At 58.3% G+C, this 21,046-nt stretch carries 18 protein-coding genes; 10 read left to right on the forward strand and 8 right to left on the reverse strand.

Features of this window, described 5'->3' with window-relative positions; translation table 11 throughout:
- Nucleotides 1–165 precede the first annotated feature (165 nt).
- Both AC1RP7_RS13670 and AC1RP7_RS13675 read right to left on the reverse strand, forming a co-directional pair.
- Complete coding sequence (locus AC1RP7_RS13670) at nt 166–669, reverse strand: L,D-transpeptidase family protein (RefSeq protein ID WP_007982819.1); 504 nt, start codon at nt 667–669, stop codon at nt 166–168.
- A gap of 121 nt (nt 670–790) precedes the next feature.
- Nucleotides 791–1,342, reverse strand: a complete 552-nt coding sequence (locus AC1RP7_RS13675) for an NUDIX hydrolase (RefSeq protein WP_057716272.1) — start codon at nt 1,340–1,342, stop codon at nt 791–793.
- Between the two features lie 147 nt (nt 1,343–1,489).
- Between AC1RP7_RS13675 and AC1RP7_RS13680 the strand changes: the two genes are divergently transcribed.
- From AC1RP7_RS13680 to guaA, 8 genes are all read left to right on the forward strand, one after another.
- Complete coding sequence (locus AC1RP7_RS13680; protein ID WP_150813638.1) at nt 1,490–2,089, forward strand: CoA pyrophosphatase; 600 nt, start codon at nt 1,490–1,492, stop codon at nt 2,087–2,089.
- A gap of 71 nt (nt 2,090–2,160) precedes the next feature.
- Nucleotides 2,161–2,685 (forward strand): gamma carbonic anhydrase family protein, encoded by a 525-nt coding sequence (locus AC1RP7_RS13685; RefSeq protein ID WP_493181945.1) that lies wholly within the window; start codon nt 2,161–2,163, stop codon nt 2,683–2,685.
- Nucleotides 2,682–2,897, forward strand: a complete 216-nt coding sequence (locus AC1RP7_RS13690) for a DUF1289 domain-containing protein (protein ID WP_090453267.1) — start codon at nt 2,682–2,684, stop codon at nt 2,895–2,897. Before AC1RP7_RS13685 ends, AC1RP7_RS13690 begins: the two co-directional genes overlap by 4 nt.
- Before the next feature lie 322 nt (nt 2,898–3,219).
- A complete protein-coding gene (locus tag AC1RP7_RS13695; RefSeq protein WP_057716267.1) occupies nt 3,220–3,687 on the forward strand; it encodes a VUT family protein in 468 nt (155 codons plus the stop codon).
- A 77-nt stretch (nt 3,688–3,764) separates the two neighbouring features.
- On the forward strand, nt 3,765–4,946 hold the full coding sequence (gene purT, locus AC1RP7_RS13700) for a formate-dependent phosphoribosylglycinamide formyltransferase (protein WP_046040988.1): 1,182 nt from the start codon (nt 3,765–3,767) through the stop codon (nt 4,944–4,946).
- Between the two features lie 195 nt (nt 4,947–5,141).
- Complete coding sequence (locus tag AC1RP7_RS13705; RefSeq protein WP_154861742.1) at nt 5,142–5,690, forward strand: sugar ABC transporter ATPase; 549 nt, start codon at nt 5,142–5,144, stop codon at nt 5,688–5,690.
- Between the two features lie 239 nt (nt 5,691–5,929).
- Complete coding sequence (gene guaB, locus AC1RP7_RS13710; protein ID WP_008053208.1) at nt 5,930–7,399, forward strand: IMP dehydrogenase; 1,470 nt, start codon at nt 5,930–5,932, stop codon at nt 7,397–7,399.
- A gap of 99 nt (nt 7,400–7,498) precedes the next feature.
- On the forward strand, nt 7,499–9,076 hold the full coding sequence (gene guaA, locus AC1RP7_RS13715) for a glutamine-hydrolyzing GMP synthase (protein WP_008053207.1): 1,578 nt from the start codon (nt 7,499–7,501) through the stop codon (nt 9,074–9,076).
- 190 nt (nt 9,077–9,266) lie between these two features.
- Here the strand turns inward: guaA and AC1RP7_RS13720 are convergent, their stop codons facing one another.
- A complete protein-coding gene (locus AC1RP7_RS13720; protein WP_493181948.1) occupies nt 9,267–13,976 on the reverse strand; it encodes a membrane-targeted effector domain-containing toxin in 4,710 nt (1,569 codons plus the stop codon).
- A gap of 190 nt (nt 13,977–14,166) precedes the next feature.
- Between AC1RP7_RS13720 and AC1RP7_RS13725 the strand changes: the two genes are divergently transcribed.
- Together AC1RP7_RS13725 and tadA are read left to right on the forward strand one after the other, a co-directional pair.
- Entirely contained in the window at nt 14,167–15,543 is a 1,377-nt protein-coding gene (locus tag AC1RP7_RS13725; protein ID WP_493181949.1) for a multicopper oxidase family protein, read from the forward strand.
- The gene (tadA, locus tag AC1RP7_RS13730) at nt 15,543–16,040 is read left to right on the forward strand and encodes a tRNA adenosine(34) deaminase TadA (protein WP_492625036.1); all 498 of its coding nucleotides are present in this window, start codon (nt 15,543–15,545) and stop codon (nt 16,038–16,040) included. Before AC1RP7_RS13725 ends, tadA begins: the two co-directional genes overlap by 1 nt.
- A gap of 106 nt (nt 16,041–16,146) precedes the next feature.
- On the opposite strand, the gene cmoB is transcribed toward tadA, so the two are convergent.
- The 5 genes from cmoB to AC1RP7_RS13755 all read right to left on the reverse strand — a co-directional run bounded on the left by cmoB (nt 16,147) and on the right by AC1RP7_RS13755 (nt 21,046).
- Nucleotides 16,147–17,103 carry a tRNA 5-methoxyuridine(34)/uridine 5-oxyacetic acid(34) synthase CmoB gene (gene cmoB / locus AC1RP7_RS13735; RefSeq protein ID WP_154947054.1) on the reverse strand — a complete coding sequence of 319 codons (957 nt, stop codon included), beginning with the start codon at nt 17,101–17,103 and terminating at the stop codon, nt 16,147–16,149.
- The gene (gene cmoA / locus AC1RP7_RS13740; protein ID WP_008053199.1) at nt 17,100–17,843 is read right to left on the reverse strand and encodes a carboxy-S-adenosyl-L-methionine synthase CmoA; all 744 of its coding nucleotides are present in this window, start codon (nt 17,841–17,843) and stop codon (nt 17,100–17,102) included. The genes cmoB and cmoA overlap by 4 nt, the downstream gene beginning before the upstream one ends.
- A 287-nt stretch (nt 17,844–18,130) precedes the next feature.
- Complete coding sequence (locus tag AC1RP7_RS13745) at nt 18,131–18,856, reverse strand: TagA domain-containing protein (RefSeq protein WP_493181951.1); 726 nt, start codon at nt 18,854–18,856, stop codon at nt 18,131–18,133.
- Nucleotides 18,810–20,273: a M66 family metalloprotease gene (locus tag AC1RP7_RS13750; protein WP_493181952.1), complete on the reverse strand. Its 1,464-nt coding sequence runs from the start codon at nt 20,271–20,273 to the stop codon at nt 18,810–18,812. Before AC1RP7_RS13750 ends, AC1RP7_RS13745 begins: the two co-directional genes overlap by 47 nt.
- Nucleotides 20,274–20,410: 137 nt before the next feature.
- Complete coding sequence (locus AC1RP7_RS13755; protein ID WP_349733818.1) at nt 20,411–21,046, reverse strand: lysoplasmalogenase; 636 nt, start codon at nt 21,044–21,046, stop codon at nt 20,411–20,413.

Raw genomic sequence — 21,046 nt, forward strand, 5'->3', positions numbered from 1 at the left:
TGGAAAGAGGCTGGATTGAAGTGGTATTAGCGGCGGGAGGATTTAAAGCAAAGATCGCAGCCTTCGGCAGCTTCTACAGGGGGAAATGGTATTCACCCTGCAGGAGCTGCCGAAGGCTGGAATTTTTTTGATTTTTTTTGCGGGGGCGACCAAAGGTCGTGGGATTTACGGGCGAATCTCGATCATCGTGCCATCCGGCACCAGGTTCCAGACTTCGCGCATGTCCATGTTGCGCATGGCGATGCAGCCGTCGGTCCAGTCCAGGGTGTGGAACAGGTCTTCCGGGGTGTCCTCGCTGTCCGGGGTGCCGTGGATCATGATCATGCCGCCGGGCTCGACGCCTTCACGACGGGCGCGGGCGGAGTCGCTGATGTTCGGGTAGGAAATGTGCATCGCCAGGTTGAAACGGTCGCTGATCTTGCGCCAGTCGACCCAGTAGAAGCCTTCCGGGGTGCGCTTGTCGCCTTCCATCAGCTTCGGCCCCTTGGGACGCTTGCCCAGGGAAATGCGATAGGTTTTGAGCGGCTTGCCGTCATTGATCAATTGCAATTGATGGGAAGACTTGAGAATCAGGATTTTCTCGATGACCTTGCCGTCCAGGGTTTCCACGGCAGAAGCCTGGGACACCGTGACAAACGACAAACAGAACAGGGCAAGCAACCAGCGCATTGAAACGATTCCCCAGGAGGTGTCGCGACTATTTATGTATAGAAGTTTTTGCAGGAGCTGCCGCTGGCTCGGGCCGCATTCGGACAATCTTTCGGCGCCTCCCGGTGATGCCGAGATGACATCAGATAATGGCAGGCTGAGCAAGCGGCGGGATCGATTCAGACCGAACGGGATAGATTTCGGTCCGCCGGTCAGCGAAGAAGCATTCTAAGGTACGGCCCACCGTGCGGAAAGCCAGCTCATCCCATGGAATGTCCGCTTCGTCGAATAGTTGCACTTCCAGGCTCTCGGGGCCGGCGCAAAAGTCCAGGTCCACCAGTTCGGCACGGAAGAACACATGCACCTGGCTGATGTGCGGCACGTCGATCAGGGTATAGATGTTCAGGTTGCGCACCCGGGCGCAGGCTTCCTCGGCCGTCTCGCGAATGGCGGCCTGTTCGATGGTCTCGCCGTTCTCCATGAAACCGGCGGGCAGGGTCCAGTAACCGCGTCGCGGTTCGATGGCCCGCCGGCACAGCAATACCTGGGTGCCCCAGGTCGCCACGCAGCCGGCGACGATGTTGGGGTTCTGGTAGTGAATGGCGTGACAACTGTCGCAGACAAAGCGCAGGCGCGAATCGCCTTCGGGAATGCGTTGGGTCACCGGGTTACCGCACTGGCTGCAAAATTTCATGCTGGGGTTCCTGAATGCTGCGCCTATCTTGGCGTGCGGCAGTGCCGGTCGGCAAGTTGTCGTTTCGCGACATGGGGCGGTTGCGGGGGTTGGGCGACCGCAGCGATTGGTGCATGATGCCGGGTAAGGCACAAATCGAGAACACTCATGCTGGACGAGCTACTGCATCGGGTTAGTAACCACACTCCACGCACACTGGAGACCGATCGTCGTTTTCCCGAGGCAGCGGTGCTGGTGCCCATCACCCGCAGTGACGAGCCCGAGCTGGTGTTGACCCTGCGTGCCAGCGGCCTGTCGACCCATGGCGGCGAAGTTGCCTTCCCCGGCGGGCGCCGTGACCCCGAAGACCCCGACCTGATTTTCACCGCCCTGCGTGAAGCCGAAGAAGAGATCGGCCTGCCGCCCGGGTTGGTCGAGGTGATCGGACCGCTCAGCCCGCTGATCAGCCTGCATGGCATCAAGGTCACGCCCTATGTCGGGGTGATCCCGGATTTTGTCGAATACCGGGCCAACGACGCCGAGATCGCCGCGGTGTTCAGCGTGCCCCTGGAATTCTTCCGTAAAGACCCTCGCGAACATACCCACCGCATCGACTATCAGGGCCGCAGCTGGTACGTGCCGAGCTATCGCTATGGCGAATACAAGATCTGGGGGCTGACGGCGATCATGATCGTCGAGTTGATCAACCTGCTGTATGACGCCAAAATCAGCCTGCATCAGCCTCCCAAAAGCTTTATCAATATCTGAAGCCATCGTTCGAATGGCCTGAATCCTGGTTTTGCTGAAAAAAGCCTGCCTGAGCCTTGAGGAATACAACAATGAAATACCGCCTGGGCGACGCCCGCGTCGAAACCCATCCACAGAGCTGGGTCGCACCCAATGCCGTGCTGGTGGGCAAGGTCAAGCTGGAAGAGGGCGCCAACGTCTGGTTCAACGCCGTATTGCGCGGCGACAATGAATTGATCCTGATCGGCAAGAACAGCAACGTCCAGGACGGCACCGTGATGCACACCGACATGGGCTACCCGCTGACCATCGGTACCGGCGTGACCATCGGCCACAACGCCATGCTCCACGGCTGCACCGTCGGCGACTACAGCCTGATCGGCATCAACGCGGTGATTCTCAACGGTGCGAAGATCGGCAAGAACTGCATCATCGGCGCCAATTCGCTGATCGGCGAAGGCAAGGAGATTCCGGACGGATCGCTGGTCATGGGCTCGCCCGGCAAAGTGGTGCGTGAATTGACCGAGCCGCAAATCAGGATGCTGGAGGCCAGCGCTGCTCACTACGTGCACAACTCGCAGCGCTATGCCCGCGACCTGGTCGAGCAGGAAGAATGACCGCCAGCGAACGCCCGGTTGCATCGCCCTGCGTGAATATTTGTGCGCTGGACGACGATGACATCTGCACCGGTTGCCAACGCACGGTGGAGGAGATTACCCGCTGGAGCCGCATGACCAACGACGAGCGCCGCACGGTGTTGGGGTTGTGTCATGAGCGGGCCAAGGCCAGCGGGTTGATCTGGATGTTGCCTTCCAAATCCGATAACTGAATTGCCCCCAGAAAGTGCTTCGCACTTTATCGCGAGCAAGCTCGCTCCCACATGGGAATGCGTTCGACTGTAGGAGCGAGCTTGCTCGCGATGGACTCAAGAACACCGCGGGGAGCCAGACGTCCCGCGTTATCGTTAACGACCATCGCGAGCGGGCTCGCTCCCACATGGGAATGCGTTCGTCTGTGGGAGCGAGCTTGCTCGCGATGGACTCAAGAACACCACGGGGAGCCAGACGTCCCGCGTTATCGTTAACGACCATCGCGAGCAGGTTCGCTCCTACAGTATCCTGTGCGGCAAAATTACAGGTACTTCCACGCCCATGCTCTTCCTGATCGCCTACATCAGCAGCGTCGTGCTGATCAACTACGCCTTTTCCACCGCCCCGCACCTGGACATCATCTGGTCGGCCTGGGGCGGGCTGGTGTTTGTGTTGCGCGACATGGTGCAAGCTCGATTCGGGCATGGCGCCCTCGCAGCGATGCTGGTGGCGCTGGTGTTGTCCTATGTCACCTCCGATCCGTCCATCGCCCTGGCCAGCGCCACGGCGTTCGCCGTTTCCGAGTGCATCGACTGGTTGGTGTTCAGCATCACCCGGCGCCCGCTGCATGATCGCCTGTGGATAAGTTCGGCCCTGAGCATTCCCCTCGATACCTTTATCTTTTTCGGCATGATCGACGCTCTGACGCCGGGCGTGATCCTCACCGCCCTGGGCTCGAAATTCGCCGGGGTCACCGCCGTATGGCTGATCATGGCCTGGCGCCTGCGCAAACAGGCTGTCGTCAGCTGAAGTTCATGTAAAATGCCGCGCTTTCTCCCCATGGGAAGCGTGCTTCCCTCGATGATCCGCTCCTTGAGGACCTTCAGATGACCCGTATCGGAACTCCATTGTCGCCGACCGCGACCCGCGTATTGATGTGTGGCTGTGGCGAGTTGGGCAAGGAAGTGGTGATCGAGCTGCAACGCCTGGGCGTTGAAGTGATTGCCGTGGACCGCTACGCGAATGCGCCGGCCATGCAGGTGGCGCACCGCAGCCACGTGATCAACATGCTCGATGGTGCTGCCCTGCGTGCCGTGATCGAAGCCGAAAAGCCGCACTTCATCGTGCCGGAAATCGAAGCCATCGCCACCGCGACCCTGGTGGAACTGGAGGCCGAAGGCTTCACCGTTATCCCGACCGCCCGTGCTGCGCAGCTGACCATGAACCGTGAAGGCATCCGTCGCCTGGCCGCTGAAGAGCTGGACCTGCCAACCTCGCCGTACCACTTCGCCGACACCTTCGAGGATTACAGCAAAGCCGTTGAAGACCTCGGGTTCCCGTGCGTGGTCAAGCCGGTCATGAGTTCTTCGGGCAAGGGCCAGAGCCTGCTGCGTAGCGTCGATGACGTGCAGAAGGCCTGGGACTACGCCCAGGAAGGTGGCCGTGCCGGTAAAGGTCGGGTGATCATCGAAGGCTTCATCGATTTCGACTACGAAATCACCCTGCTGACCGTGCGCCACGTCGGCGGCACCACCTTCTGCGCGCCGGTCGGTCACCGTCAGGAGAAGGGCGACTACCAGGAATCCTGGCAGCCGCAAGCCATGAGCCCGGTTGCCCTGGCTGAGTCCGAGCGTGTCGCCAAAGCCGTGACCGAGGCCTTGGGCGGCCGTGGCCTGTTCGGTGTCGAGCTGTTCATCAAGGGTGATCAGGTGTGGTTCAGCGAAGTCTCGCCGCGCCCGCATGACACCGGCCTGGTTACGCTGATTTCCCAGGACCTGTCGCAGTTCGCCTTGCACGCGCGGGCCATTCTCGGTCTGCCGATCCCGTTGATCCGTCAGTTCGGGCCTTCGGCCTCGGCGGTGATCCTGGTGGAAGGGCAGTCGACCCAGACCGCTTTCGCCAACCTGGGCGCTGCGTTGAGCGAGCCGGATACCGCGCTGCGCCTGTTCGGCAAGCCTGAAGTCAACGGCCAGCGCCGCATGGGCGTGGCCCTGGCGCGCGACGAATCGATCGAAGCCGCCCGCGCCAAGGCGACCCGTGCTTCGCAGGCGGTTGTTGTCGAGCTGTAAAAACAGCTGCGGCGGGCCTATACCTTCTAAAGGCTCGCCTACTGATCCTTGTAGGAGCGAGCTTGCTCGCGATGGACTAGAGGGCGACGCGTTCAATCAGAAAGTACGCGTTATCGTTAACGACCATCGCGAGCAAGCTCGCTCCCACAGGTAATTCGCGTCCGATCTTTTATCAGCGCTCCAGGCCTGTACCCCATGAATTCCCAAAGCATCATCGTCCCGAAAATCTCCACCCTGCCGGTACACGAACCCCGGGCCCGGGCCGTTGTGCGCTGGCTGGTGCGCAAGAACATCATCCAGGAAGAACTGACCACGTGCGGCCGCACCGGCAATCGCATGGGCCATGCGATCGCCGAGGGTGCCCGTGAGGTGGTCCTGCACCCGGACGCGCTGCCATTCGGCGAGCCGGTCAACGGTCTGGAGATCATCACCAAGCGCTGCATCTATACGCCGGCCAAGGGTTTTCTTGGCGAAGCGGGCTGCGCCGAGTGCCGCAAGGAAGTGGGTGAAGCCCTGTTCGAAAGCCTGGAAGACTGGATGCCGGGGCGTACCGACAACTTCACCTGTCCCGAATGCGGGCATGAAGACGACATCAACGGCTTCCTGTTCCTGCAGGAGTGCGGCTTCTCCAACCTCGGTTTCATCTTCAATAACTGGGCCGAAGCCGGGTTCAAACAGAGCTTTATCGATGAATTCGCCGATTGGCTGGATCAGCCGGTCAGTTGGGTGAAAGTCGAACTCTGATGACCTTGTAGGAGCGAGCCTGCTCGCGATGGTCGTGAACGATGACGCGTGCTGTCTGAAAACAAGCGTTGCCTGCAAGCTCATCGCGAGCAGGCTCGCTCCTACAAAAAAAGCAGCAATCCCGCCTTTTAATCCCCGTATGTCAGTAATGCCAATAATAGACAGAGTTTTACATTGAACCCGAAGGGGTGTCTGACTATAATGGCGCGCTTCCATTTTCCCGCTCGGGAGCCCCCGCGATGCTGCGTATCAGCCAAGAAGCTCTGACATTCGACGACATTCTCCTAGTGCCCGGTTATTCCGAGGTGCTTCCTAACGAAGTCAGTCTCAAGACCCGCCTTACCCGTGGCATCGAGCTGAATATTCCACTGGTTTCCGCTGCCATGGACACCGTCACTGAAGCCCGTCTGGCAATCGCCATGGCTCAGGAAGGTGGTATCGGCATCATCCACAAGAACATGACCATCGAGCAGCAAGCTGCCGAAGTCCGCAAGGTCAAGCGTTACGAAGCTGGTGTGGTCAAAGACCCGATCACCATCGTCGCCGACGCCACCGTGCGCGAGTTGTTCGAATTGACCCGCATGCACAACATCTCCGGCGTTCCGGTGCTGCACAATGGCGACCTGGTCGGCATTGTCACCTCCCGTGACGTGCGTTTCGAGAACCGTCTGGAAGCCACTGTCCGTGAAGTGATGACGCCTAAAGAGCGTCTGGTCACGGTCAAGGAAGGCGCCGACAAGAACGATGTACGTGAACTGCTGCACAAGCACCGCATCGAACGCGTGCTGATCGTCGACGACAAATTCGCCCTCAAGGGCATGATGACCGTCAACGACATCGAAAAAGCCAAGGCTTACCCGCTGGCCAGCAAGGACGATCAAGGTCGTCTGCGCGTTGGTGCTGCAGTCGGTACCGGTAAAGACACCGGTGATCGCGTTGCCGCACTGGTCGCCGCCGGCGTTGACGTGGTGGTGGTCGACACCGCTCACGGTCACTCCAAGGGCGTGATCGACCGCGTTCGCTGGGTCAAGCAGAACTTCCCTGAAGTGCAGGTCATCGGCGGCAACATCGCCACCGGCGCTGCCGCCAAGGCCCTGGCCGAAGCGGGCGCTGACGCAGTCAAGGTCGGTATCGGCCCTGGCTCGATCTGCACCACCCGTATCGTCGCCGGTGTCGGCGTGCCGCAAATCAGCGCCATCGCCAACGTCGCCGCTGCCCTTGAAGGCACAGGCGTACCGTTGATCGCCGACGGCGGCATCCGTTTCTCCGGTGACCTGTCCAAGGCCATCGTGGCCGGTGCTTCCTGCGTGATGATGGGCTCGATGTTCGCCGGTACCGAAGAAGCGCCGGGCGAGATCGAACTGTTCCAGGGCCGTTCGTACAAGGCTTATCGCGGCATGGGTTCGCTGGGCGCCATGTCCCAGGCCCAAGGCTCCTCCGACCGTTACTTCCAGGACTCCTCGGCAGGCGCCGAGAAGCTGGTTCCGGAAGGCATCGAAGGGCGTGTTCCGTACAAGGGCACCCTGAGCGCGATCATCCACCAGTTGATGGGCGGCCTGCGCTCCTCGATGGGCTACACCGGCAGTGCCGACATCGAAGAGATGCGCACCAAGCCTGAGTTCGTGCGGATCACCGGCGCCGGCATGGCCGAATCCCACGTTCACGACGTGCAGATCACCAAGGAAGCGCCAAACTACCGCGTAGGTTGAGCCTTCAAGCAACAAGCTAAGCAACCGGGGCTGTTTTATTCAGCCCCGAGTTGTTTCTGAATCACCACTGTTTCCGAATTTTTTAGACGAGACTGAATCATGGCCCTCGACATTCACGCTCACCGCATCCTGATCCTCGACTTCGGTTCCCAGTACACCCAGCTGATCGCCCGCCGCGTGCGTGAAATCGGCGTGTACTGCGAGCTGCACCCGTTCGATATGGACGAAGATGCGATCCGCGAATTCGCTCCTAAAGGCGTCATTCTCGCCGGCGGCCCAGAGTCGGTTCACGAAGCCAACAGCCCTCGCTGCCCGCAAGCCGTTTTCGACCTGGGCGTGCCGGTCTTCGGTATCTGCTACGGCATGCAGACCATGGCCGAGCAACTGGGCGGCAAGGTTGAAGGTTCCGAGCTGCGTGAGTTCGGCTATGCCCGCGTTGATGTAGTCGGCAAGAGCCGCCTGCTCGACGGCATCGAAGACCACATCGACGCTGACGGCCTGTTCGGCCTCGACGTGTGGATGAGCCACGGTGACAAGGTCACCCGCATGCCGGAAGACTTCCACATCCTGGCCAGCACTCCGAGCTGCCCGATCGCCGGCATGTTCAGCGACGAGCGTCGTTACTATGGCGTGCAGTTCCACCCGGAAGTGACCCACACCAAGCAGGGCGGTCGCATCCTGTCGCGCTTCATCCTCGACATCTGCGAGTGTGAAGCCCTGTGGACTCCGTCGAAAATCGCTGAAGACGCCATCGCCCAGGTTCGCGCCCAAGTCGGCACCGACAACGTCCTGCTCGGCCTGTCCGGCGGTGTGGACTCGTCCGTGGTTGCCGCGCTGCTGCACAAAGCCATCGGCGACCAACTGACCTGCGTGTTCGTCGACAACGGCCTGCTGCGCCTGCACGAAGGCGAGCAAGTGATGGCCATGTTCGCCGAGAACATGGGCGTCAAGGTGATCCGCGCCAACGCCGAAGAGCAGTTCCTCGGTAACCTGGCCGGCGAAGCCGACCCTGAGAAGAAGCGCAAGATCATCGGCCGTACCTTCATCGACGTGTTCGATGCCGAATCCTGCAAGCTGGACAACATCAAGTACCTGGCCCAGGGCACCATCTATCCGGACGTGATCGAGTCGGCTGGCGCGAAAAGCGGCAAGGCCCACGTGATCAAGTCGCACCACAACGTGGGCGGCCTGCCGGAAGAAATGAACCTCAAGCTGGTTGAACCCCTGCGCGAGCTGTTCAAGGACGAGGTCCGTCGTCTGGGCCTGGAACTGGGCCTGCCGTACGACATGGTCTACCGTCACCCGTTCCCGGGCCCGGGCCTGGGCGTGCGCATCCTCGGTGAAGTGAAGAAGGAATACGCCGACCTGCTGCGTCGCGCCGACCACATCTTCATCGAAGAACTGCGCAAGGCCGACTGGTACCACAAGGTCAGCCAGGCGTTCGTGGTGTTCCAGCCGGTGAAATCCGTAGGCGTGGTGGGTGATGGCCGTCGTTACGCCTGGGTTGTGGCCCTGCGTGCCGTGGAAACCATCGACTTCATGACCGCGCGTTGGGCTCATCTGCCTTACGAACTGCTGGAAACCGTCAGCGGCCGTATCATCAATGAAATCGAAGGCATCTCCCGCGTCACCTACGACGTGTCGAGCAAGCCGCCAGCGACCATTGAGTGGGAATGATCGTATGAGCCTGTGAACGCAGGCTCAAAACGATAGCGACAAAAAGAAGCCCCGGGTTGTGAGCCCCGGGGCTTCTTGCGTTTCAGTTGTGTTCGCCCCAAATCCCCTGTGGGAGCGAGCTTGCTCGCGATGAGGCCAGCACATCCAACATCTCCCGCGCCTGATACGCCGCCATCGCGAGTAGCTTGATTTATACCGGCAAACGCCCTTCGAGGTTCATGCCCATACGGCTAAGACCCCAGGACAGCTCGTCGATGCTGGCATAAGGCACCTGATTCACGTCGGTCCATGCGGGGCGATTGATCAGGTAGCTGCCGTCAGCTGTGCGCTCGACCGGTGTTCTTGCCAGTTGACCGACTCTGCTGCGATGGATCAGTGTCCAGTTTCCGTTCGATTTCTCGAAAGTGAACATGCCTTGCCGATATAGCAGTCGATCAAGTGCTTCCGGTGTCTTTTCAAGCAACGGCAGTGGCATCTGCAAGCTCAAGTCAGCGTGCAAGGTGTCGAAGTTTCCGTCGGTTAATTCGGGTTGGGTGGCAAAGCCGCGGCCTACCTCAATGCCTCGATCCGTTTCAATCAGCAGGCTTTCTTCCGGCAGCACTTCTTCGATACGCAAACCAATACCGTCCTGCATTTCGCTGATGCCGGACATTCCACGAAAGGTGTTGATGTTTTCCTGATCCGTCAGCACCACCCATCTGCCCGCTCCGTTGAGCGTTTTGTCGGCCTCCATGATGGTGTGGGTGAGGTAGGTCTTGATGGCTTGCTCATGCATGTCGGGAAGTGATGGGCCGGGGAAACGGTAACTGGCCAGGCAGTCGGTTGCCTGAATCCGAATACCATTTTGTTGAGCCGCCTTGACCACTTCAAGCGGGGTGAATCTGCCGGAGGGATCGCTTTTCAGCTTTTGCAAATACGCCTTGAGATCATCGGGCATTGACCCGGTCTTGAAGAATTGATCGAGTTCCACCTGGTTGAAGTCGTTGAGCAGGCGATGGAAATAGATCGTCTTGACTTCCTGTTGGGCAAGGATCGGCATGTTCTCGATGAGAAACCGCATGCTGGCAATGCGGTCCTGGCTTTCACCGATGACCAGGCCCGGTGCCGCTTCAAATATCTTCGGGAGCAGTTCTGCGGCAGTGGTTGATGGCGTCACGACTGGAAGCTGCGGACGAGGGGGTAATGAAGCGAAAAATCCACTGCGGGAAAAGAATTGACGGGCGTCTTGTGACAGCGTGGCGCGCGGGGCCGCGACGTATCGTGCGTAAGTGGACTCTGCGCGAAAGCTTCCGTCTGGCTGACGGACCAGTTTGATATGGGTTTCTCTCTCGCCCATCGCCAGTAGTCTGATACTGAATCGGTTAGTTGCATCGTATTGCGTGGCCGGGCGGCGCAGGATGGCCTGTGTTGGCTCTTGAGCAGAGGCAGACGCAGAGGCGGGAGCAGGCGTAGAGGCCGGAGCAGATGTAGACGGCGGAACGCGGGACCCGCCCGGATGCCGGTTTCCACCGCCCCTGAGCCCGGCTTGGGGTGTCAGCTCCCATTCGCCCTCGGCATTGAGACGCACAGGGAGTGAACCTGAAAACGCGTTGGGATTTTCAGGGTCGATGATGGCCCAGGTGCCGCCTCCGTTGGGATCGGCTTCGTAGCGCACGTAATAAGCCCTGTCATCGAGCAAGATCGCAGTGGCGGGGTTGGAGTCGAGTTGATAGATGCCCTGGAATTTTCCGGCTTCACTCACGGGTGTCTGCCCCTCGAGCAGTTCATTGGCTTGCCAGTGGTCCGGTATTTCGATGGGTTGAGAGGTTCCTGACAAGGGGGAATCGAGTTCACTTGCCAGCTCGACGGGCCAGCCCATGGGCTTCATGCCCTTTGCAACCAACGCTTGCTTGAGTTCTTCGAGGTTGTCCACTGTCATGGACTCGTAGGCTGGCCGAAGCGGGGTATCCAGATTCAGCCTTCCACCCGGTGTGGATCTGATGACGCTGTCTGCCATCCCGTTGTTGGCATTGCGATAAACCACAAGGACGCTGCTGCGGTAGCGCTGGAAGGTGAACATCCCCGGTTCAGGCAGCAGCGCTCGCAGTTGTTGCGGGGTCCTGTATGCCCATGGGGTTTCCATCTGCACGCGCACGTCGCCTTTGATCAGTGCATGGACGCTGTCGAAGTCCATGCCATCAGATACGTAAAAAACAGGGGAATCTGGATAGTCCGCATGCTCCACAGCCAACCCCGGATCGGAGTTGATGGGTTGCGCTTGCCCCGGCGCTACGTCATCGATACGAATGCTCAGGGCATCGGTCTGTTCGCTAATGCCGCGATAGCCTCTGAATGTCGCCATGTTTTCCTGATTGACCAAGGCAACCCATTTGGCGGGTTCTTTCAATGCTTCGTTGAACCGGATGACCTCGCTGGCAAAAAAACTCCTGGCCATCTGGTAATCGGATTCCCAGTTAATCGCTTCTTTGTTGATGTTGTAGGTCGTCGACATGTCGAGGGCCTGAACCCGGATCTGTTGGGCATTGGCGGCTTTGACCAGCGCCAGCAGATTGAATTGGCCTGTTGGGTCGTTGCCGGCCTTGATGTCGAGTTTTTTCAGGTAGTTTTCCAGCTCGGCGGGCATTTCACCGGTGCGCGCGAAGGTGTCCAATTCGAGTTGATTGACGTTGGCCAGCAGCTCCTGCAAGTACAGGGTCTTGACGCCCTGTTGCGCGAGCGTTGGCATGTTTTCGATCAGGAACTGTTTGCTGCCGATGCTGCCCCGGCTCTCGCCGACGACCAGCCCCGGTTTTTCTGCGTAGGCCGCTTCAAACAGTTCGCCTGGCGTGGCAAACGCTTGTGCAGAGGGCGCCGGTTGGCTCAGCGTCGGAGGGTGAAGCTCGTACCAGGCCCTGGCGTCGCTGACCAGATTGCGACGAGGTTCTTCCTGGGCCATCTCGAATTCGCTGAGGGTGATGACCTCTTGGTCGGCATCGGACATGAGTACGCTGTGGACGTCGATGTCTGCCACTGACCAGATCCGTCTGAACGGGCTGCGTACGTCGGGTCCACCCAGCGCCCATGCCCGCATTTCAGGGTCGTCAAGGCCCGGCACGTGAACGCCTGGCTGTTGTGACCACTCCTCGACGGCGGGGGAGGCGGCGTCCGCTGCTTGCATCCCGCCTCTGAGGCCCAGTTTGGGAACGACTTCCCATTCTCCCGAATCATTCATAAACCGTACTGGAATCGAATCCGTAAAGGAGTCGGGATTGGCCGGGTCGATGATTGCCCAGTACCCACGCCCGTTGAGGCTGTTTTCATAACGCACGTAATAGGCGTTGCCGTTGAGTTTGATGGCGGACGAAGGATTCGAGGCGAGCCGATATGTACCCTGGAACTTGCCAGGCTCACGAACCAGGGCGTCATCGCTGAGCACATCATTAATCCTGAAGGAGTCCGGCACTGATGACGCTGGCCTGTCCTCAGTCGAGCCCGTGACAGCCTCTGATTCTCCTTCGATGGTTCCGACCTTCGACCCGGCGGTTTCGGCAGGTGTGGTTGATTCAATCAGATCAGCCATTTCTTTGGCTTCGGCGGCGTCGATGTCCGGGCCGATTTCCTCCAGCGATCCCGGACCTTTGAGCACCAGGAGGTTGAACAGCAAATCGATACCGCTGAGCACGGCGCCAAGAACGCCGGCCTTGCGTTCCTTGGCGGTTTTGCCATTGACCGCCTGATCGATGTTCAAACCCAGGCTGGCGATACTGGCGCCGACCACCGGCAGGGCAATCGGCCAACCGACCACCGCCATGGGGCCAAATACTTTTAAACCGGCGCTGAGGTAACCGATCCACAGTTTTTTGCGCAGATCGCCATTGGACGTCAGCGAGAGTTCGGCTTCGGCAAACATTGCGCTTTTGGTCGAGTTGCTCAACCAACTGAATGCGTCGCCGGTGATGATCTGGTTTTTTTGATTGATCAGGTGATGGTCGTACTTGCCCCAGGTGCTGACCAGCCGGTTCATGATATCGGTGATGTTCTTGTCGATGGTTTGACGATCGGCCAAGGAAAAATGCGTCATGAAGCCTCGGCGAGCCTCTTCTTCGTTCATCTGCTGCAACATCCAGTAGTGCATGTCCGTCGCGGTTTCCAGCACTTTGAAAGCGACGTTTTCACCGGGCAGGTACACGATCTGGCGCCCCTTGGGTGCGACGAAACGCAGGATGTTGGTGGCAAGGTACCCGTCGACGTCCAGAGCTCGAACAATGTCAGTGCAAGGGTGCTGAGCCCGCAGCATCTGCAGGTCGACGGGCCAGGTAATCGGGCCCATTACGGCGTTAGTGACGAACTGGAAGTCATCGTCGCTCAACTGCCGTTTGTCCCTGGCCTTTACGGCTTGTATCAGAAAATTGCATTTGGCCAGGGTTCGGAAGTCGGTGCCGGACTGCTTCCAGAACGCGGTCAATTTGTCGGTATAGAGCGTGCTGAAATCGATGTTCCAGAACGCCTTCAGCACCTCGTTGCCGTGCAGGCGTACTTCGTTGGTTTCGTTGAACCTCCCGGCATTCGGGCCGGCGGTATAAAAGCCTGCATAGACGTCAAGCAGGTCGGCGTTGTCCTGATCGCTGGTGCGAAAGCGCTGGATCACCAGCTGCGTCAGGGTCGTGGTTGACGTCGGCGTTGCTTTGACATGCTCCCACCCCGTGAACGTTTTCGAACTGCTTTCGGCTGTGTCGAAACGGTGGAAGTACACCTGATCCGGATCGAGGTCGGTAATGCCGGATTTTTTCAGTAAGTCGCTGGCGACTTCGTGCGCCGTGTCTTGCAGGCTCGGGCAAGTCTGGATGACGGTGGTGGCGATCGCCTTGAGCGCGGCCTTGTCGGCGGCATTGGGCAGCGGGCGTGTTTCGTTCGGGTTCATGCACTCTCTTTCCTTGAGAAAACGGGATGTCGAGGATGGCCGGTTTTTTCAAGGCAAGTGCACTACATAGTTATGCCCACAGCTGATGTGCGGCCACAGGTCACCCTTACCGTTTCGCAGTTGCAGGTGTATCGTATTCGCCTTTTGCAGGCTCCCGGGCCTGTCGCTGATACGTGAGGTAGTTGAGTTCATGTCGTTTACCCGTCGCCAAATCCTCGGTGGCCTGGCCGGTCTTGTTGTCGTTGGTGTCGGTGCAGGGGGCGCGTCGCGCTACTGGCTGGGCAAGATGGCTGACGCCGAGGCGGGCCACGACTATGAGCTGATCGCAGCGCCGTTGGACTTGGAACTGGTAGCCGGGCACAAGACCCAGGCTTGGGCCTTCGGCCCTTCGGCGCCGGGCACCGAGTTGCGGGTGCGCCAGGGTGAATGGCTGCGGGTGCGTTTCATCAACCACCTGCCGGTCGCCACCACCATCCACTGGCACGGCATCCGTCTGCCGCTGGAAATGGACGGTGTGCCTTACGTCTCGCAGCTGCCGGTGCTGCCGGGCGAATACTTCGATTACAAATTCCGCGTGCCTGATGCCGGCAGCTACTGGTATCACCCCCATGTGAGCAGCAGCGAGGAACTCGGTCGCGGCCTGGTCGGCCCGCTGATTGTCGAGGAGCGTGAGCCCACCGGCTTCAAGTACGAAAAAACCTTGAGCCTGAAGAACTGGCACATCGATGAGCAGGGCGCTTTCGTCGACTTCAGTATTCCCCGGGAAGCGGCCCGTGGCGGCACGGCGGGGCGTCTGTCGACCATCAACGGCATCGCGCAAGCGGTGATTGATTTGCCGGCCGGGCAGATCACCCGTGTACGTTTGCTCAACCTCGATAACACCTTGACCTATCGCCTGAATATTCCCGGCGTCGAAGCGCAGATCTATGCGCTCGATGGCAACCCCATCGAACCGCGCCCGCTAGGCAAGGAATACTGGCTCGGCCCCGGCATGCGTATCTGCCTGGCGATCAAGGCGCCGCCGGCCGGTGAAGAATTGTCCCTGCGCAACGGCCCGGTGCGCTTGGGTACGCTGCGTTCGGTGGCCAACACCGACGCCCCGACCGAGTGGCCGCCCGCGCTGCCCGCCAACCCGGTGGCCGAGCCGGACCTGGCCAATGCCGAGAAACTCAACTTCAATTTCGAATGGGTCGGTTCGGTGTCGGTGAACGTCGATAATGGTAAGCCGCCAAGCCTGTGGCAGATCAATGGCAAGGCCTGGGACATCACCGACAAAACCTGTGCCGACCGCCCGATCGCCAAACTGGACAAGGGCAAGAGCTACATTTTCGAATTGAAAAACATGACCCAGTATCAGCACCCGATTCACCTGCACGGCATGAGTTTCAAGGTCATCGCCTCGAACCGGCACAAGGTCATTCCGTATTTCACCGACACCTACCTGCTGGGCAAGAACGAGCGCGCGCAGGTAGCGCTGGTGGCGGATAATCCGGGTGTATGGATGTTCCACTGCCATGTGATCGATCACATGGAAACCGGCCTGATGGCCGCTATCGAGGTGGCGTGATGCGTCAGATTCGTCCCGCCGCCATCATCGACCGCAGTCGTGATCGCGAATTCATGCGTGAGGCCCTGGCACTGGCGGCCCAAGGCGCGGCCCTCGGCGAAGTGCCGGTGGGCGCGGTACTGGTCCAGGATGGGGAAATCATCGGTCGCGGCTTCAACTGCCCGATCAGTGGCAACGACCCCAGCGCCCACGCCGAGATGGTCGCAATCCGCGCCGCCGCCCAGGCCGTCAGCAATTACCGACTAACCGGCAGTACGCTTTACGTGACGCTGGAGCCGTGCAGCATGTGCGCGGGTCTGATCGTGCATTCGCGGATTGCCCGGGTGGTGTACGGCGCGCTGGAGCCCAAGGCGGGGATTGTGCAGAGCCAGGGGCAGTTCTTTACCCAAGGCTTCCTGAATCATCGGGTGTTGTATGAAGGCGGGGTGTTGGCGGATGAGTGTGGAGCGGTGTTGAGCGAATTCTTCAAGGCCCGGCGCGCAAAACCTTCAGACTGAACACCGGCCCCCCTGTAGGAGCGAGCCTGCTCGCGATGGAGTGTCAGGCTAAGTGGTGTCGACTGACACACCATCGCGAGCAAGCTCGCTCCTACAGGTTCTTGCGTTACTTTCTGGCGACGATTACGGCCCGCATCGGCGCCGGCAACCCTTCAATGGTCTTGCTGTGATCTTCCGGATCGAGGAAGTCACTGAGCGACTGATACTTCATCCACTCCGTCCCGCGCTGTTCCTCGACCGTGGTGGTGCTCACGTCCACGCATTTCACATCCGTGAACCCGGCACGTCGCAACCACAACTCCAGCGCCGGCACCGACGGCAGGAACCACACGTTGCGCATCTGCGCGTAGCGGTCCTCCGGCACCAGCACCTGATGTTTGTCGCCTTCGACCACCAGGGTTTCCAGCACCAGCTCACCGCCCTTGACCAGGCAATCCTTCAGCGCCAGCAAATGTTCGATGGGCGAACGGCGGTGGTAGAACACACCCATGGAAAACACTGTGTCGAACCCTTCGAGGTTCGGCGGCAGGTCTTCGAACGGGAAGGGCAGGTGCCAGGCGTTCGGCTCGGACAGGTAGCGTTGCACCGCCTGGAACTGGCAGAAGAACAGCCAGTTCGGGTCGACACCGATCACGCTGTCCGCGCCGGCGCCAAGCATGCGCCACATGTAATAACCGTTGCCACAGCCGACATCGAGGATGCGCTTGCCTTTCAGGTTCAGGTGCGGGGCGACCCGTGACCACTTCCAGTCCGAGCGCCATTCGGTGTCGACGTGCACGCCGAACAGGTCGAACGGCCCTTTGCGCCATGGCGACAGGCCCATCAGCGCGGTACGCATTTGCGCACGGGTCTCGTCGCTGCAATCGGTATCGAGCTTCAAGCCATTGAGCAAATCGACTTCGCTCGGCTGGATCTTCGGCAGGGCGTCCAGCGCGCTTTGCCAGCGTTCCAGGTCGCCATGGCCCTTTTCCATTTTCTTGTCGAGTTGTGCTTGCAGGGTGTTGGCCCATTCGGCCAGCGGCGTGCCGGCCAGACGGCGGGCGAGGGGGGACAGATCAATCATGGCAAGGCAATCAACGAGGCAAAGTTAAGACACTGGAACCACGGCACGACTTTCGAGAACCCGGCGGCCAGCAGGCGTTCGCGGTGTTCTTCGAGGCTGTCGGGCTTCATGACGTTTTCGATGGCGCTGCGCTTCTGGGCGATTTCCAGTTCGCTGTAGCCGTTGGCGCGTTTGAAAGCGATATGCAGGTCGGTGAGCAACGCGTGTTCCTGCTCGTCTTCGAAACGCAGTTTTTCCGAGAGGATCAGGGCGCCGCCGGGCAACAGCGACTGACGGATGCGCGACAGCAATGCCGTGCGTTGGTCCGGGGCGATGAACTGCAGGGTGAAGTTCAGCGCCACCACCGAGGCCGGCTGGAACTCCAGGGCGAGGATGTCGCCTTCGATCACCTCCACCGGCAGCAACTCCTGGAACATCGAATCCTGCCCGTTGAGGTACTCGCGGCAGCGTTCGACCATCGCTGCGGAGTTATCCACAGCGATCACCCGGCAGCCATCGGTGCGCACGTGCCGGCGCAAGGCCTGGGTCACGGCACCCAGCGACGAGCCCAGGTCATACAGCACGCTACCCGGCTGGGCGAACTGCGCGGCGAGCACACCGAGGTTTTCGACGATGGTCGGATAACCCGGCACCGAGCGCTTGATCATGTCCGGGAACACCCGCACCACGTCCTCGTTGAAGGCGAAGTCAGGCACCTGGGCCAAAGGCTGGGCGAAAAGGCGATCGGGTTCTTTGCTCACGGCGGTTCCAGCGGTGTAGGTGGAAAGGCCGGCATTTTAGCTTAGGAGTCAGCAAGGTCGCGATTATTTTAGATCCTGATGCATGCTGAAAGCAGTCAGGTACACAGGATGGCATCCGATATTCAAGCAACTATCTGACTGTTAGGTGAGAGGGCGCGCATGGGGGCAGCTTTTGAAAACCGTAAGACAGATTATGTAGGCGAACGATAAAGACATCAAATACCGATACGCTGGTATTTGATGTCGCACGTAGGAAAGTCAAGGTTTGCTGGCATAAAAGATAATTATTATGTATTCGGAACGAATTGCTCCGCATCTCCCAGGTAGCGCCAGCATTCATTATCGGATTTGTCAGTCGGAAGTTCTGAGTATTGACGTTGTTTAAGTGCGAAATATTGATGTTTTTCGGTTGACGGGTTTTTATGTCGGAAAAATTCTCCAGGGGTGCGATTATTTTGTTCAGTGGCTGAGTAGTCGTGAATAGGACCGTAGGTGAGGGCTAATTGCTGTTCCAGTTCATCGAGCGAGGAGATATTTTTTGAACTTGGTGACCATTTAGTAAAGTCAGGAATATGTTGAACAGCGTTTTCCTCCCAATGGTCACCGCCAATGATAACGGGAGGGGGCAGGGTGCGAATGCTATTTTCTACTTCCTGAGTGAAGATAATCTCTTCGTCATGAGGTCCTGTTCTATAAATAATCTTCGTTGGTTGCTCGGTGTACGGTATATTGAAGTGAATTTTGTTCATGATCGCTTGACCCAGCTTGATGCCGGATAAAGGTATTTTCTTGGTTGAATTAATACAGACTACTTCCAAATAGTATTTTCCGGAGCTAGCGCTGGTTTCTGGCACAGGATACACGTGACCGTAATTTCCATAAAGTACGTGAAATGAAGGGAGGATAACGTTGTTTGGATCAATGTATCCGACAATAGTAAAAACTGGGACACCAAACTGTACCGGCTTAGGCCATGCCGCGTAGTGGGGGATCATTTTTTTTTGATGAATCATTCCACTTCATATAGCCAGAAGGACTATTCGGATCGATGACAGCCTTGTCGCTAAAGAACGACTGTATTCGCTTGGCTACATAATTTGTGTGGTGGGTGAAGCTTGATATGTTTCCATCTGGCGCTCCACCTGCCATTGCGTCGAAATTATATTTGAATGCTGCGGAGAAAGGCTTGACTCGGTAATCAGGGAATTCTCGAAGCACCGAGTCCTCAGCAGGATGGGTCCACATGATATTGGCAATAAATCGTTGTCTGTAAAAATCAAAACCCCAGCCAGGACCTGGGTGCTGGATAGACCCCTGACCTCCGCCTACGTGGTGCCCCAGGTGGTAGTTATGCCCTGCTTCATGTGAAAATTCATTTCCATCAGTTTCCCAGAGGGTGCACATTCCGCCGCCACCGCTTAATCCGTGATCGACAACGCCGTTGGTATAGTTGCCTCTGCTGGTATGTACGACGATTTGCATATAATGCTGAGGATTTGCCTCGGAAAAACCAGGCGATTCGTGAATGCCATAATTGGCGAGGTTAATACCAACGGAGACCATTTCCTTACCTATAAACTGGCGCATGTCTCCGTCATACACTCCACCCTCGGTTTTGCTGGCTTTGGTATAAAGTTCGCCGTCAGGCATCCGTAAGGCCTGAAAATGTACAGCTTCGTATTGTGCTACAACCAATTTTGCCACAGGAATTTTCTGGAAATAATCTATTCCCTTTAAGAAAGGCTGTTCTTCGAATTTATGCCCTTCCCTGGGTGGAGTCAGCATTCCAATTCGGATGTTTTGCAGTACGAGTTCAGCCGGTGGGCCAAAATCCAGCTTATCTGCAGTAAGTGTCCCAAATAGATCAGACGCGTACCAAAAAGTTAACTCCAGCCCGGGAACCATCCAATGGGCGGGTAACATTACCATCCTGCGATTTGCAGAGTGGCGGACCTTTGGTCGATTAGTATTTGATGGTTGATCCGTGTCGAAGCGTGATTCATCTGCTTGACGCATAATCAAGGTTCCAAATTGCGAGCGAACTTCTATATTGGTGATGAGTGTGCTAAGGGGGATGAATGTCAATAGTGCGGTTCTGCCGCAAACCAGTTTCTGTGATTCAGTTTGTGGTGGGATGGTTATTGTTTGGTTTTGTACAAATACAACTTCTCCGCCCAGATTACCTATGAGATTGTTTCTAGGGATCGGGCTGGTATAAAAGTCATAAGGTGTAGGCCATCCATCTGTCGAAGTTTCATGTTTGATAGGTGCTTCGTGTGGGAAATTCGCGTGGTCTAAATACGCTTGGATGGCCGCCGCACTGATTTGCTTCCCCATTAACAAAGAGACGGAGCTACTGGTTGGTGTCAGTCCTCTTTTGATTAGTGATTGAATAACCTCACCAAGATTTTTTTGCTTGTCGAGTTTCATGGTATGCCCTTATCGAGGGGGCGCGACGGTTGTTGGATAAGGAAGGTGAGTGTTCGCGCTGAATGAGCTTCAGCGAGATTACATGCATCTGTCTACTAGCAGTTCTGATAGGTTTAACCAGACCTGATGACTGTCTATTATTTAAGTTTTTTGCCGAACGCCGACGCCGTAATCCCCCATTGCCCCAGCCAATAGCTGAGGATGATCACGTACGGCGCCGCGTCGAACGGCACCACGAAGCGGCTGATGCCGATCACGCTGTCGGAGAACACGAATGCCACTGCGCCCGCCGCCGCCAGTAGCGCCGAGCGTTTGGGCACATCGGTCCCGAGTCGGGCCAGGGCGCGCCAGAGCATGGCGCTGATCGCCGTGCCATAGACAATCACAGGCACCAACAATGGCCCGAGGCCGTTGGAAATCAGAATCCCCAGCAGGACGGCGCCGACGCCGAGGGCCAGCACCAGTGGCAGCAATGCCAGGCGCCGGCAATCGCTCAAATACGCTTTCAGATAGGCCAGATGCGCAACCAGAAACGCCCCAAGGCCGAACACGAACAAATCCCCCGGCCATGCCAGCAACACGTCGCCGACCAGGGAGAAAATCAACCCCAGGCTGATCCAGCGCCGATATTCGCCTGGTGGTGCGTCATGCAACCAGCCAAGCAGGGCCAGCACCGGCAGCGGCTTGACCAGCAGGCACAGCAGGGACGCATGCACGCTCAGGCCATAAAGGAAGGTCACTGCGCCCATCAGCGCCAGAATCAGCCAGCCCAC

It is taken from the genome of Pseudomonas sp. GW822-FHT01E03, assembly GCF_058802985.1.